18 protein-coding genes and 1 tRNA gene are annotated in these 13,355 nt (G+C 69.4%); 10 read left to right on the top strand and 9 right to left on the bottom strand.

The features are described 5' to 3' along the window. Positions 1 to 2: 2 nt before the first annotated feature. The 5 genes from MBA17_RS20720 to MBA17_RS20740 all read left to right on the top strand — a co-directional run bounded on the left by MBA17_RS20720 (position 3) and on the right by MBA17_RS20740 (position 3,651). Positions 3 to 1,514: a sensor histidine kinase gene (locus tag MBA17_RS20720; protein ID WP_238498164.1), complete on the top strand. Its 1,512-nt coding sequence runs from the start codon at positions 3 to 5 to the stop codon at positions 1,512 to 1,514. Next, a complete protein-coding gene (locus MBA17_RS20725) occupies positions 1,511 to 2,167 on the top strand; it encodes a response regulator transcription factor (protein WP_238498165.1) in 657 nt (218 codons plus the stop codon). Before MBA17_RS20720 ends, MBA17_RS20725 begins: the two co-directional genes overlap by 4 nt. 56 nt (positions 2,168 to 2,223) lie before the next feature. Next, on the top strand, positions 2,224 to 3,321 hold the full coding sequence (gene dnaN, locus MBA17_RS20730) for a DNA polymerase III subunit beta (protein ID WP_238498166.1): 1,098 nt from the start codon (positions 2,224 to 2,226) through the stop codon (positions 3,319 to 3,321). Positions 3,322 to 3,383: 62 nt separating this feature from the next. Then, complete coding sequence (locus MBA17_RS20735) at positions 3,384 to 3,524, top strand: hypothetical protein (protein ID WP_238498167.1); 141 nt, start codon at positions 3,384 to 3,386, stop codon at positions 3,522 to 3,524. Continuing rightward, positions 3,511 to 3,651 carry a hypothetical protein gene (locus MBA17_RS20740; RefSeq protein WP_238498168.1) on the top strand — a complete coding sequence of 47 codons (141 nt, stop codon included), beginning with the start codon at positions 3,511 to 3,513 and terminating at the stop codon, positions 3,649 to 3,651. The genes MBA17_RS20735 and MBA17_RS20740 overlap by 14 nt, the downstream gene beginning before the upstream one ends. A gap of 288 nt (positions 3,652 to 3,939) precedes the next feature. Here the strand turns inward: MBA17_RS20740 and MBA17_RS20745 are convergent, their stop codons facing one another. The 6 genes from MBA17_RS20745 to upp all read right to left on the bottom strand — a co-directional run bounded on the left by MBA17_RS20745 (position 3,940) and on the right by upp (position 8,102). After that, complete coding sequence (locus MBA17_RS20745) at positions 3,940 to 4,614, bottom strand: FadR/GntR family transcriptional regulator (RefSeq protein WP_238498169.1); 675 nt, start codon at positions 4,612 to 4,614, stop codon at positions 3,940 to 3,942. Positions 4,615 to 4,715: 101 nt separating this feature from the next. After that, positions 4,716 to 6,065, bottom strand: a complete 1,350-nt coding sequence (locus MBA17_RS20750; protein ID WP_274385712.1) for a helix-turn-helix domain-containing protein — start codon at positions 6,063 to 6,065, stop codon at positions 4,716 to 4,718. Positions 6,066 to 6,198: 133 nt separating this feature from the next. Then, entirely contained in the window at positions 6,199 to 6,729 is a 531-nt protein-coding gene (locus MBA17_RS20755) for a PH domain-containing protein (RefSeq protein ID WP_238498171.1), read from the bottom strand. Then, positions 6,726 to 6,884: a hypothetical protein gene (locus tag MBA17_RS20760; protein ID WP_238498172.1), complete on the bottom strand. Its 159-nt coding sequence runs from the start codon at positions 6,882 to 6,884 to the stop codon at positions 6,726 to 6,728. The genes MBA17_RS20755 and MBA17_RS20760 overlap by 4 nt, the downstream gene beginning before the upstream one ends. Positions 6,885 to 7,037: 153 nt before the next feature. After that, positions 7,038 to 7,262, bottom strand: coding sequence for a hypothetical protein (locus MBA17_RS20765; RefSeq protein WP_238498173.1), 225 nt, complete (start codon positions 7,260 to 7,262; stop codon positions 7,038 to 7,040). Positions 7,263 to 7,463: 201 nt separating this feature from the next. Then, positions 7,464 to 8,102, bottom strand: coding sequence for a uracil phosphoribosyltransferase (upp, locus tag MBA17_RS20770; protein ID WP_238498174.1), 639 nt, complete (start codon positions 8,100 to 8,102; stop codon positions 7,464 to 7,466). Positions 8,103 to 8,251: 149 nt separating this feature from the next. On the opposite strand from upp, the gene MBA17_RS20775 reads away from it, so the two are divergent. The 4 genes from MBA17_RS20775 (at position 8,252) to MBA17_RS20790 (ending at position 10,141) form a co-directional block, all read left to right on the top strand. Beyond that, entirely contained in the window at positions 8,252 to 8,761 is a 510-nt protein-coding gene (locus MBA17_RS20775; RefSeq protein ID WP_238498175.1) for a tRNA adenosine deaminase-associated protein, read from the top strand. Positions 8,762 to 8,776: 15 nt separating this feature from the next. Next, positions 8,777 to 9,268, top strand: coding sequence for a tRNA adenosine deaminase-associated protein (locus tag MBA17_RS20780; protein ID WP_238498176.1), 492 nt, complete (start codon positions 8,777 to 8,779; stop codon positions 9,266 to 9,268). 319 nt (positions 9,269 to 9,587) lie between these two features. Next, entirely contained in the window at positions 9,588 to 10,019 is a 432-nt protein-coding gene (gene tadA / locus MBA17_RS20785; protein ID WP_238498402.1) for a tRNA adenosine(34) deaminase TadA, read from the top strand. 34 nt (positions 10,020 to 10,053) lie between these two features. Then, positions 10,054 to 10,141: transfer RNA gene (locus MBA17_RS20790), tRNA-Ser, on the top strand. A gap of 280 nt (positions 10,142 to 10,421) precedes the next feature. Here MBA17_RS20790 and MBA17_RS20795 read toward each other — a convergent pair. The 3 genes from MBA17_RS20795 to MBA17_RS20805 are packed head-to-tail and all read right to left on the bottom strand — an operon-like array spanning position 10,422 to position 12,470. Beyond that, positions 10,422 to 10,724 (bottom strand): type II toxin-antitoxin system VapB family antitoxin, encoded by a 303-nt coding sequence (locus MBA17_RS20795; protein WP_238498177.1) that lies wholly within the window; start codon positions 10,722 to 10,724, stop codon positions 10,422 to 10,424. Positions 10,725 to 10,782: 58 nt separating this feature from the next. After that, positions 10,783 to 11,616 carry a KPN_02809 family neutral zinc metallopeptidase gene (gene ypfJ, locus MBA17_RS20800; RefSeq protein ID WP_238498178.1) on the bottom strand — a complete coding sequence of 278 codons (834 nt, stop codon included), beginning with the start codon at positions 11,614 to 11,616 and terminating at the stop codon, positions 10,783 to 10,785. A gap of 44 nt (positions 11,617 to 11,660) precedes the next feature. Next, positions 11,661 to 12,470 carry a neutral zinc metallopeptidase gene (locus MBA17_RS20805; protein ID WP_238498179.1) on the bottom strand — a complete coding sequence of 270 codons (810 nt, stop codon included), beginning with the start codon at positions 12,468 to 12,470 and terminating at the stop codon, positions 11,661 to 11,663. 242 nt (positions 12,471 to 12,712) lie between these two features. On the opposite strand from MBA17_RS20805, the gene MBA17_RS20810 reads away from it, so the two are divergent. Beyond that, positions 12,713 to 13,309, top strand: a complete 597-nt coding sequence (locus MBA17_RS20810; protein WP_238498180.1) for a hypothetical protein — start codon at positions 12,713 to 12,715, stop codon at positions 13,307 to 13,309. Positions 13,310 to 13,355: the final 46 nt, after the last annotated feature.

Genomic DNA, 13,355 nt, shown 5'->3' on the forward strand with positions numbered 1-13,355 from the left:
CCATGACACTCCTGAGAAGGTCCGCGACCGCTGTGGTCCGAGGCGTCGTGCTGGCCGCGATCGGCGTGGTCCAGGTCGTGGTCGCCGTCGTCGTCCTGGGGGCGCTGCTGTGCACGGTCGGTCTGGGCATGGTCTTCCTCTTCTTTCCCGCCGTCTGGCTGACCCGGGCGTGGACGGGTCTCGCCAGACGGCTGGCCGGGCGCTGGTGCGGCGTCGCCATCGCCTCGCCGTACCGGCCGAAGCCGCCGCCCCCGGTCCGCCAGCCCGACGGCTGGTACCGATCGGGCCGCAGCCTCTACAAGTCGCCCAGCCTGCCCAAGCTCTCCCTCCGCATCGACTGGACCTTCAAGGACCCCGCGACCTGGCGCGACTTCGCCTGGCTGTTCTCCTACTGCTTCGGCGGCCCGCTGCTCCCGCTGCTGCCTGCCGCCCTGCCGGTGTACGGCGCGGCGCTCGCGCTCACCGGAGAGCCGCTCATGGTCGCCACGGGAGCGGCGCTCGCGGTGCTGGGGTTCCTCGCCGCGCCGCTGATCCTGCGCGTGCACGGTCTGTGGCTCAGAGGGCTGCTCGGCCCCACGGAGAAGTCCCGCCTGGCCGGCCAGGTGCGCCACCTTGCCGAGACCCGTACGGAGACGGTCGGGTCGCAGGCCGCGCAGCTCCGCCGGATCGAGCGCGACCTGCACGACGGGGCCCAGGCCCGGCTGGTGGCGGTGGGCATGACGCTGAGCGCGGCGGAGGAACTGGTCGACACCGATCCGGCGGCGGCGGAGGCGCTGATCGCCAAGTCCCGTGAGGCGTCGGCCCTGGCGCTCGCCGAGTTGCGCCGGCTCGTCCGCGGGATCCAGCCGCCCGTCCTGGCCGATCGCGGGCTCGCCGAGGCCCTGCGCGCCCTCGCTCTGGACAGCCCGCTGAAGGTGACCGTACGCGCCGACCTGCCGGACCGGTGCGACGCCCCCGTCGAAGCGGCCGTCTACTTCGCGGTCAGCGAACTGCTCACCAACGCCACCCGGCACGGCGACGCGCACCAGGTCACCGTCGAGGCCGCCCTGAGCGGCAGGGCGCTCGTGGTGACCGTCACCGACGACGGGTGCGGCGGCGCCGACCCCGAGCGGGGCAGCGGCCTGCGGGGCATCGAGCGCAGGATGGCGTCCTTCGACGGCACCCTGCTGCTGCACAGCCCGCCGGGCGGCCCGACGGCCGTCACCCTCGAAGTGCCCGAGGCGATCAGTGCCCCGGCCCCGGTCGCGACCGGCCTGCCCAGGTGGAAGAAGGTGCTGATGTGCTTCTGCTACGGGTCGTTCGCACTGCCGCTCTTCCCGCTCGGCATCGTCGCCGCGATCTTCAAGCTCACCGCCGCGCCGTACGACCGCTGGGCGGGGTGGCTCGGGCCGGCCGGGCCGCTGGGGTGGGTGACGATCACCGCGATGATCGTGCTGGGACTCGCGCTGCTCGCCACCGCTACTGTGCTGAGCGTGCAGAACACCAGGCTACGGAAGCTGGAGCCGGCCGAGTGAGAGTCGTCATCGCCGAAGATCTCCACCTGCTCCGCGAGGGACTCGTGCATCTGTTGCGGGCCCACGGGTTCGAGGTCGTGGCCGCAGTCGAAAGCGGCCCCGAGCTGCTCAAGGCGCTCACGGAGGAGCGCCCCGAGGTCGCCATCGTCGACGTACGGCTGCCGCCCACCTTCACCGACGAAGGGCTCCAGGCGGCGCTGGAGGCCAGACGGCGGGTGCCCGGCCTGCCCGTCCTCGTGCTCTCCCAGCATGTCGAGCAGCTCTATGCCCGCGAACTGCTCGCCGACGGCTCCGGGGCGGTCGGCTACCTGCTCAAGGATCGCGTCCTCAACGCCCATCAGTTCGTCGACGCCGTTCGCAGGGTCGCCGACGGCGGCACCGCGATGGACCCGGAAGTGATCGCCAAGCTGCTGGCCAGCAAGGCGCGCAACGAGCCGCTCGGCAGCCTGACCCCCCGCGAACGCGAGGTCCTGGAGCTGATGGCCGAAGGGCGGTCCAACGCGGCCATCTCCCAGCGGCTCTTCCTCAGCGAGAGCGCGGTCGGCAAGCACACGGCGAGCATCTTCGGCAAGCTCGCCCTCGCCCCGTCCGACGACGACAACCGGAGGGTCCTCGCCGTGCTGGCCTATCTGAATGCCGCGCAAGCAGGCTGAATGTCGGAGCGAGCCGCTACCTTCGGAGAGGTTGTCCGAGACGAGGGGTGGATCAAGTGAAGTTCCGGGTGAACCGCGATGTCCTGGCCGACGCCGTGGCGTGGACCGCCCGGGTGCTGCCCGCGCGCCCTGTCACGCCGGTGCTGTCCGGGTTGCTCCTTGAGGCGGGCGACGATCTGACGCTGTCCGGGTTCGACTACGAGGTGTCGGCGCGCGCCTCGATCGAGGCCGACGTTGCCGAGCCGGGCCGGGTCCTCATCCCGGGCAAGCTGCTCGCCGAGATCAGCAAGAGCCTGCCCGGCGAGCCGGTGGAGATCTCCACGACGGGGGCCGAGGCGCTGCTCAGCTGTGGAAGCGCCGAGTTCGCGCTGTTGACGATGCCGGTCGAGGACTTCCCGGCCCTGCCGACGATGCCCGAGCGGATCGGTGCGGTCGGCGGCGGCGTCTTCGCCACCGCGGTGGGGCAGGTGGCGCCCGCCGCGAGCCGTGACGAGACCCTGCCCATGCTCACCGGCATCCGGATCGACATCGACGGCGACAGCGTGGCCCTCGCCGCCACCGACCGCTACCGCATCGCGGCCCGTGACTTCGCGTGGCGGCCGGAGCGGCCGGAGGTGACCGCGGCCGCCATGATCCCCGCCCGGGTGATGGTCGAGGTGGCCCGGTCGCTGCGGGAGGGCGAGGTGGTGCTGGGCCTGGGCGACAACATCGCCGGGTTCGAGAGCGTCGGCAGGAGCACCACGGCCCGTCTTCTCGACGAGCAGTTCATCGACTATCGCAAGCGGCTGACCAACGACTGGTCGGTCCGGGCCGACGTGCGGGTCGCGCCGTTCATCGAGGCGATCAGGCGGGTCGCCCTGGTGGCCGAGCGCAACACCGCCATCAGGTTGTCCTTCAGCTCCGGTCAGGTGCTGATCCAGGCCGGCGGCGGTGACATCGGCCGGGGTGCGGAGGTGCTCGACGCCGAGCTCACCGGCGACGACATGCAGATCGCGTTCCAGTCGCAGTTCCTGCTCGACGGCCTGGGCGGGGTCACCACGGAGCTGGCCCGCATCAACATGGAGTCGCCGACCAGGCCCGCGCTGATCAGCGAGGTTCCCGGAGACGCGGCCCCCGAGTTCCGCTACCTGGTGATGTCGCTCCGCCTCGGCTGACGCGGTCCGGGGCGGAGCGCGTCCGAGCGCGACCCCAGCTCTCAAGCGGATCGGAGCCCGGCATGCCGAGAGGAGGAGAGGCGGCGTTCGACGCGATCGCCGCCAGCGGCAGGGACGCCATGGGGCAGCTGCGCCGGATGCTCGGGCTGCTCAAGGAGACGCAGGGATCGCTCGACCCGCAGCCTAGCCGTGGAAGTCGGTGATGGACAGCAGCTGCACATCACCGGCGTCACGGTGACGGAGCCGGACCACGGACGCCTCGTCAACGTGACGAGCGGGGACGTCTACGCCGGGTTCGAACTCCTCGGGCTCCGGCTGGGGACGAGGTGACGTCAGGAACGGCCACGGCCGGCAGGACCGTGGCCGGCACGAGCGTTATCGACGACTACGTTGGCCGCCTGCACCGCAGGCTGAGAGAGGTCCGCGGGGATCGAAGCGCGATCTCGCCGCGGAAGCGCGTGACAGCCTGCTCGACGCGGCGGAGGCCCTGGAGAGAGGCGCGGTTGCGCCCGGCGGAGGGGGAACGGGCGGCCGTGCGCGAGTTCGCTCAACGAGATCGCACGCGGCTACCGGCGGGAACCGTCCGTTCACGATCAGGGGTTCATGCGCGGCTGACCGTCATGCCTCGGTCAGTGCGATGAGGATGTGCTCCATGCACGCGTGGCCCGCGCGTTCGGCGGCGGTGGCGTCGCCGGCCGCGATCGCTCTGGCGATGGCGTCGTGCGGGATGTAGGTGCTGTTCAGCGAGGTGCCCGCGGCGGTGATGCTGGCGCGGAGCGCCTCGGAGAAGTCTTCGTAGAGATCCAGCAGCACCCGGTTGTGGGTGGCGTGCACGACGGCCATGTGGAAGGCGAGGTCGGCCTCGACGAACGCGTTGGGCTCGCCGGCCTCCCAGGCGCGCTCCCGGTGGGCCAGCGCGTCCTCGATCAGCTTGACGTCGCTCTCGGTCCGCCGGGTGGCGGCCAGCCGGGCGGCCTCGACCTCAAGGGCGCGACGCACTTCAAGGATCTCAAGGTGCTCGGCCTGCCGCAGTCGTCGCAGCATGGCGCCGGACAACTCGTTGGTGGCCCGCACGTAGGTGCCATCTCCCTGGCGGCAGTCGAGCAGGCCGGCATGGGTCAGTGCTCGAACGGCTTCCCGCACGGTGTTACGCCCGACTCCCAGTTGTTCGGCGAGCACGGTCTCCGTCGGTATCTTGGCGTGCAACTGCCACGATCCCGATGTGATCTGCTCCTTGATCTGGTCGATCACCTGGTCGACGAGGGAAGCCCGCTGAGCCGTACGCAGACTCACAGTCCGCCTCCTCCGGGGTAACCAATCATCCTATGAGTCAATGACTGGTAGAACCCTATTATTCCAGACCCGCGGGGCAAGCCCGGAGGAGGGGTCCCGTTTCAGCGAACGAGCGCTGAGTCGACCGTCACGCCCGTCAGCGACGAGCGTACGCCCACGGCTTCGAGCGCCTTGTTGTATGCGGCGGCCTGATCGTCGCCCGCACCCACCCTTCCGTAAAGGTCCCCCAGTTCACGCCAGGCGCGAGCTGTCTGTCTGTCGGGTTGCGCCGCCTCCGCCAACACCCGCTTGGCGTCGCCCAGGGCACCCAGTGCGTCACCCTGAGATCTGCCGAGCGCCACCTGAGCCAGCACCAGATGGGCGCCGGCGGCGGTGGCCGCGTCGGTGGTGGTCAGCAGTTCGAGCGCGGAGATCGCCAGAGTCTCCGCGGTGTCGGCATCGTCCATCGCGAGGCGCACCCGGGCGAGCACGATCTTGCTCGCCGCGTGTTCGTGGACCGTGCCAGAGAAAACAGAAAAGATCTCCGTCGCGGCCGTCGCGTAGTCGTTCGCCTCGTTGAGGTGGTCGTCGGTGGTCACGCCGATCGCGAGCCTGGACCACTCCATCGCGATCCGCGCCAGGCGCACGGCCATCCGGGCGGGCCGCCCGGTCGCGATCGCGTCGTCGGCGAGCCGTACGGCCAGGGCGGAGTCTTCGCCTTGGGCGGCAGTGACGCTGGCCTGCCAGAGGGCGTGGATCTCCTGCTCGCGGTCGACCGCCGGTGGGACCCCGTTGTCGGCGAGCACCTGCCGTACGTAGGACAGGTTTCCGTTCTGCTGCGTGGGGATCGGGCCGGCCTCGACCAGCGCGGACGCCAGTTCGACGGCGACCTCACCATGGGTGAGACCGAGCCGGGCAACTTGACGGAGTGCATGGCCTCCCAGGTCGCGGGCACGCAGCGTGTCGCCCGCTCGCTGGTAGCAACGGCACAGCGCGACGGTGAGGGGAAGATCGGCGAGACGCTCGGGGTGCGCGGCGGCCTCCCTGCGGAGGCGCTCGAAGGCCTCCACAGCGGGACTGAGCTTGCCCTGAGCCTCAAGTGAGCGCGCCCGGCCAAGCCGTGCGTGCGCCGCGAGCATGGCGTTCTCCTCGCCCGCGGCCTTGATGATCTCTCCGAACCGGTCGGCTGCCACCGACGGGTCACCGTGGTTGAGTTCGAGCTCGGCGTGACGCAGGCCAAGCTCGGTGTCGATGCGCTGACGCGGCTCGATGCCGTGCAACAGGAACTCGGTTGTGCAGCCGAGTCTTTCGGCCAGGAGTCGCGCGACGACTGGCGTCGGTGTGCGCTTGCCTGACTCGATCAGTGAGACGTAACTGTCGGAGAGGTCGGGCCCGGCCAGTTGGGCCTGGGACATCCGCCTGCTCAGCCGCAATCCGCGGACGCGGTCACCAATGGTTCCCTGACTCGGCATCTGATCTCTCAGGGCGGGGTAATGGTCAATGTTCTCGTCATGATTGCATAAAGGCGAGGAATCGGGTAACCCCAGGTGAAGAATCCCGAGGGTGAAGGTTTGATCACAACTCGGGATTCCCGACAATCAGGCATTAATCATCCGAAGCATCGCTGCCAGGGAAGAGCATCGAGCAGACCTCAAGGTAGAGAGTCTCGGGGTAGGGGAGATAGTTGATGTTCGTGAGCGCCTGATCTTGGCCTGCCGACTCCAGGACGAACTCCCCGTAACCGAGCATGCGCCCCAGCAGGGAACGCTGGAAGCTCATGTCGGTGACCTTGCCGAGCGGCATCATCGCGACCTTGCGCGTGATTAGTCCGGTGGTGAGTAGCATCCGTTTGGAAGTGACCACAAAGTAGTCGACTGACCACTCCGCGACTTTCCATACGAAGCGAATAAGCAACAGCAGCCACGCCCACCAGACGATGACCAGAGCCTCGCCGCCTGCCGTACTGCTCAGCCATCTGCTGAGCAGGCCGGCGATGATCAGGCCGCCGAAGACCTCGGCCACCGGCCGGAGCAGGATGGCAGGGTGGCGCCGGACCATGATGACTTGTTGTTCATGGGGGAGTAGGTAGCGGTTGACCGACGATGGCGCAGAGTCCCCGTGGGTCACAAGTCTCATGACAGGTGCGCCACAAACTGGGCCAGCGAGTCGGCGGCGTTGAAAACCGACTGCATGGCGCCTCTGACGACGCCGGCGGCGTCACCAGGTCGAGACAGCAAGAAAAACGCTACAAACCCGATGCCTGCGTACGAAAGAACCTTCTTGACCTGCACGGTCGCCTCCCGATACCACTCACCCACTGCACCCGCTGTATACATTACCCGCGCTTTACCTTGGGTAAAGCGCTCAGACCACGAGAGTCTCGGGCGATGCCGAGAACTGATCGTGACCGCGTCTGACCTTGACCCCGGTCTCCAGGCCGCCCCTCATCCGCGCTCGGTCGCGACCATGGCGAGGACCTCGAGGTGGCGGCGCGCGATGCGCTCCACCAGCCCCCGCTGTGCACCGCCCGTCACTTCCAGCGCGCCGTAGTGGGCCGCTTCCACGCATCGGGTGACCGTCGCCGGCGGATGAACCCCGGCGAACTCGTCCCGCAGCGTGGCCTCGACCTCCGAATAGGAATCCGGCTCGACGTCCTCGGGACGCCTCATCCTGAGCCTCCGCCGGTTCGCTCGCTCATGGTTCTCCCCGGTGCGCGCCTGTCGGGCCGACCAGGCCGCTGAAGAGATGTGTTCCTTACGCTTAGTACCCACACCGCAACAGTATGTAACGAGAAGAGGGGTGGGCGATGCTTATTCCCATCAAATTGCGCAGAAAGATGGGCCACACAGATGGGCGGGCCGGCGACCCGCTCAGACGACGCCGTACAGGCGGTCGCCGGCGTCGCCGAGACCCGGCACGATGTAGCCCTGCTCGTTGAGCCGCTCGTCCAGCGCGGCGGTCACCACCCGCACCGGCCGCCCCGACGACGCCAGGGCTTCGTCCAGGTGGGCGAGCCCCTCCGGCGCGGCCAGCAGGCACAGCGCGGTGACATCCTCGGCGCCACGGTCGAGGAGCAGCTGGATGGCCGCCGCCAGCGTGCCGCCGGTGGCCAGCATCGGATCGAGCACGTAACACTGCCGGCCCGACAGGTCCTCGGGCAGCCGGGTGGCGTAGGTCTGCGCGGTCAGCGTGCCCTCGTCGCGGACCATGCCGAGAAAGCCGACCTCGGCGGTCGGCAGCAGCCTGGTCATCCCGTCGAGCATGCCGAGCCCCGCCCGCAGGATCGGTACCACCAGCGGCGCCGGACGGTCCAGCCGTACGCCGTGGGCGGGGGCGAGCGGCGTCTGCACGGTCACGTCGGTGATGCGCACGTCACGGGTGGCCTCGTAGGCCAGCAAGGTGACCAACTCGTCGGCGAGCCGCCGGAACGTCGGCGAATCGGTGCGCACGTCTCGCAGCACGGTCAGCTTGTGGGCCACGAGCGGGTGGTCGACGACGAGGGTCTTCATGGGCCTCCACGGTAGCCGGTGAGGTGCCTGGACGGTACGGGCACGGTGGCACACCCGGTTTTGATCACAATTTGGTCGGAGGAGCCTACGGTCGTGAGAGGCTTCTGGGACGATTGAAAACCGAAAGGGACCACGTCGGTGGGGTGACGATGACAGACGAAGATGCACTCGACTTCGCCATCGTGGTCTATCGCGAGGATGAGCAGTGGGAAGCCGCGATGCTTCCCATCGCACTCACCTCCGATCTCCACGGGCTCATCCACGCGTTGCGACAGCAGCCGAGCATGAGCGGCACGATTGGGCTGGTCGCCGTTGGGGATGAGTTCTTCGTGGCGTTAAGGGTCTTCGGCGAGCGGGTGAGTCTCTTTCTCTCCGACATCGCCGCGTCGTGGGAGTGGCCGCTGGCTCAGCAGGCCCTCGACCACCTCGACGTGCCGGTGCCCGACGAGGAGGAGCTCGACGCGATCACCCAGGACGAGGACATCGCCCTGCCCGCGGGTGACCTGTCGATCTTCGCCGACCTCGGGCTCGACGAGATGGAGCTCGGCGCCCTCTCCGGCGACGTCGAGCTGCTGCCCGACGAGATGCTCTCCAGCATCGCCGCGCGGCTGGGATTCTCCGAGCCGTTCGAACGCGCCCTCGACTCGGTGTTCGGCTGACCTCGGGAGCTAGTCATGCCCTCCAGACCCTCCGGCCACAGCCTGTTCTCCGCCGCGTTCGTCAGAACCGAGGCGGGATGGAGCGGCGCGGAAGTCGACCTCGGCGACGCCGAGCTCGCCGATGACCTGAGCGACGCCGTGCAGGAGCATCTCGGGCTCGACGGCGACGAGCTGTCCCTTCTCTGCGTCGAGGTCGAGGACGAATGGTTCGCGATCGCCCGCTACCAGGGCGACGCGGAGCCCCGCGTCTTCGTCTCCGACGCCCAGGCCGGCCTCACCGACTCCCTCGGCGCCCTGTTCACCGAGCTCGCCGGCGTCGCCCCCGACAAGGAGGCCGCCGACCTCGGCGTACGCCCGGCCGGCGACTTCGAGCTGCTCAGCGACCTGGGGCTGAGCTCCGAGGAGCTGCTGGAGCTCAGCATGGAGGAGGGCGTCCTGCCCGCCGACACCCTCTCCGTCATCGCCGAACGCCTCTCCTTCGCCGACGAACTCGACCGCCTGCGCTGATGCCCCCCGCATCGCGCCACGCCGTCGGCCCGCGCCAGGTTGTTGGTCCCCGCCACGCCGTCGGTCCGCGCCAGGTTGTTGGTCCGCGCCATGCCGTCGGTCCGCGCCACGTTGTTGGTCCGCGCCACGTTGTCGGTCCGTGCCACGCCGTCAAGATGCGCGGTGCCAAGATGCGCGGTGTCGGCCTGCGTGATGTCCGTGTACGCGGCGTCCGTCTGCGTGGTGTTCTTCGGGGTGGCGTCCAGGAGGTTCGCGACCGGCGGTGCTCCGTGGCCGGGTCGCTCGCCGGGGACCTGGGGTGACGTCCTTCGAGGGGCCGATGCGGCTCGCCCTCGCCCAGGCCGGGCGGTCGGCCGCACTCGGCGAGGTCCCCGTGGGCGCTGTCGTGCTCGACACCGACGGGACCGTGCTCGCCACCGCCGGCAACGACCGTGAGGCCGCCGCCGACCCGACCGCGCACGCAGAGATCCTCGCCCTCCGTACGGCGGCGCGCGCCCGTGGCGACTGGCGGCTCACCGGCTGCACCCTCGTCGTCACCCTGGAACCCTGCACCATGTGCGCCGGCGCCGCCGTACTGTCCCGTGTCGACCGAATCGTGTACGGCGCGATCGACGAGAAGGCCGGCGCGGTCGGTTCCCTGTGGGACGTCGTGCGCGACCGCAGGCTCAACCACCGCCCGGAGGTCATCCCCGGTGTCCTCGCCGACGAGTGCGCCGCCGTCCTCAGGGATTTCTTCGCCAGACGCAGGTAACGACCACCCCTCGTTTTCCGGTAGGCTTCTCGACGGTGGAGTCGCCTAGTGGCCGAGGGCGCACGCCTCGAAAGCGTGTGAAGGGCAACCTTCCGTGGGTTCAAATCCCACCTCCACCGCCACGCTCACCCGTAGTGACACCGAAGCCCGTTCCCCATGGGAGCGGGCTTCTTCGCGTCCGGGTCCCGGTGCCTTGCTGTGGTCCCGGTTACGAAGGACCAGGCCGTCAACCGCACGAAGCAAGGTCGTCCCGTCAGACTGACTGGACGCGAACGGTGCAGCCCCGCCGCCTGCCTTGCCCGCGGAAGTCATCGGTTACGCTGCCCGATGCTTGCCGCGGGAGACCGCGGAATCGGGTGGTCACTGACCTTTCTTCCAGGGCCGGCGTGAGGACGCTGCGGATCACGGGGCAGGGGGGAGCTCCAGGACGCGGGCGTGCAGGACGGAGCGCTGGTGGAGGGCGGCGCGGAGGGCGCGGTGCAGGCCGTCCTCCAGGTAGTACTCGTCCTGCCAGAAGACCACGTGCGGAAAGAGATCCCCGTAGAACGTGGAGTCCTTGGCGAGGAGTGAGTGGAGGTCGAGCACCGCCTTCGTGGTGATCAGGGAGTCGAGCCGGACCTGTCGTGGAGGTATCTGGGCCCACTCGCGATGCGAGAGTCCGTGTTCGGGATAAGGCCGTCCGTCGCCGACCAGCTTGAAGATCACGCTATGAAGTTTATGAGAAGATCCGCATGCTCCGCTTCTCCGGGGGTCTTTCGGCAGGTCAGATCGGCTGGGAGAAGGTGTCGCAGGCGGCGGGATCGCCGCTCTGGTAGCCCGTCTTGAACCATTTCACGCGTTGCTCGGAACTGCCGTGGGTGAACGCCTCCGGGTCGATCCGGCCCTGCGTGCGTTCCTGGATCCGGTCGTCGCCGACCGCCGCGGCGGCGCTCAGCGCCTCCTCGATGTCCGCGTCGGTGAACCTCCTCGTGTAGAACCCGGTCTGCACCGCGTTGTCGGCCCAGACACCCGCGTAGCAGTCGGCCTGGAGCTCCAGCCGTACGGAGTCCTCCCTCGGGGTGCCCACCAGGTTCTGCACGTGGTGACCGTACTCGTGGCCGATCACGTACGCCTGGGCGAACGGGCCGCCCTTCGCGCCGAAGCGGCTCTGGAGCTGGTCGAAGAAGGTCAGGTCGAGGTAGACGCGCCGGTCGCGGGGGCAGTAGAACGGGCCGACGGAGGAGTCGGCCGCGCCGCAGCCGGTCTGCACGTTGCCGGAGAACAGGACGGTTTTGGCCGGTTGGTAAGAGCCTTGTGCGAAGGCGCCGGCCCAGTACGCCTGGATGCTGTTGACGACCCCGACGACCCGGCACTTCTCCGACTGGTCGGCGTCCTGGCCGGTTCTGCACTCGGTGTTCAGGTTGGACGTGGGTTCCAGCCCGGCCGGCTCCCCGCCCGTGAGGTCACCCGGGTCGAGGCCGAGGAGCAGGGCCGCGATCAGCGCGATGATCCCGGTGAGGCCGCCGCCGATGGCCAGTCCGCCCCTGCGGAATCCGCCGCGTCCGCCGGCGTCCTCCACCTGTGAACTGTCGAGTTTGGCGTCGTCCCTGAAGTCCATGGCTCCTCCTGCGAGGAAACTGCCCTGGTCAGGGGGAGGCATGCTCAGATGTCGCCGGAGAAGGTGTCGCAGCGCATCGGATCACCGCTCTGGTAGCCGAGGGTGAACCACTTCACGCGCTGGTCGAAGGCGCCGCGCACGAACCAGTCGGGGTCGCGCGGCGGGCCGGACGGCCTGCCGAACATGGCCGCGCCGACGGCCTTGGCCGCCTGGAACGCCTGCCGGATGTCGTTGGACGAGAACGGTTCGACGTAGAAACCGGACTGGACGGCATTCTTCGCCCAGGTCCCCGCGAAACAGTCGGCCTGCAGTTCCATCCTCAGGGAGTCGCCCTGCGGCATGCCGAGCTGGCCCTGCACGTGATGCCCGAACTCGTGGGCGACGATGTACGCCTCCGCGAGCGGGCCGCCCCTGACGCCGTGGTCGCGCTGGAGGGCCTCGAAGAAGGGCCGGTAGAGATAGACCCGGCGGTTGGCGGGACAGTAGAACGGGCCGCCGGTCGACGTGGTGCGCCCGCACGGCGTGTCGATCGTCTCGGTGAACAGGACGGGCTGCGCGGGCCGGTACGACTGGTCGCCGGGCTCGTCGAAGTCCCTGGTCCAGTACGCCTGGACGTTGTCGACGATGCGCATGATCCGGCAGTCGTCGGTCAGGCACTGGCCGGCCTGGGCGCCGCTCAACCGAGCCGGCTGCGGTGGCTGTTCCTCCTCGGGGGCTGGGCCGGGGTCGAGGCCGAGGAAGGCGAGCATGACGACCCCGAGCGCGAGGGCGAGCACCTGCCCCGCCCTCGTCACCGCCTCGCCCCTCAGCCCGCGCGGCCGGGTCCCGCTCCCGGGGGTGTCATCCAGAGCCATCCTCCGACGTCCCTCACTGTCGCCTTACGACTACCCAGGGTAACTTCCCTGAACGCCAGGAGTTACGCGGTTCCGTACGTCAAGGGGCCCGGCGTTGCCGGGGCACGCTGAACCAGTTGCCCCGAGTCGTCACGGAATCGCGTACGGGTCACGGGTTCGGTGTCGGCTCCTGCGATCGGCGAGGCATCGCCTCTGAGAGTGATCGTCCGGCTACCGTGGGTCCGGCAGGAGGCCAGGAGGAGGTGGCGGTATTGCCGGACGGAGACGACTATCCACCCGGCTACTACGTTCGCAGCGGTCCCGAACCTCCGGTGGGACGAGGCGTGCCGGTCTGGCCTCGGGCGGGCCGGCGGCGGGGGCCGTTGCTCACGCCCCTCCTGCTGGCTCTGTCGGCGGGGGCCAACGTGTGGCTCGGCGTGCTGCTGCACCGCGAACAACCACCTGCGGCGGCGGCCGTCTCCTCCCCCAAGCCCCCTCCTCATGGCGGGCGGATGGCGTCGCCGGTGACCATCCCGCCGGCGGTGGCCGAACCCATGCCCAGGGCCGTCAGGGAGAAGATGTCGGCGCGCCGGGTGATGATCCCCCGCGGACGACCTCTCCCGGCCCGGCGCCCGCCCGCCGTCGGTCCCGCCGGTCCCGCGCGCGGGCGGTCCGTGGACACGTCGCTCCGGCTTGAGACGATCTGCGATGACTACGACGGGGTCATCGCCGGGGCCTGCCGAACGGCCCTCGCGGACGACGGGCCCGGACTCGGGCTCTCCATGATCCCGCGCGCCTGCCATCACGCGACCCTGGGGCTGGCCGACCGCCTCTGGCCCTTGCCCTGGTGCCACCGCTGAGCTTGGCCGGCTGCGCATCGACCTGGAACGGGCTCGGGATGAGGCA

It is taken from the genome of Dolomitihabitans soli, from assembly GCF_022213955.1.
Taxonomy (GTDB): domain Bacteria; phylum Actinomycetota; class Actinomycetes; order Streptosporangiales; family Streptosporangiaceae; genus Streptosporangium_A; species Streptosporangium_A soli.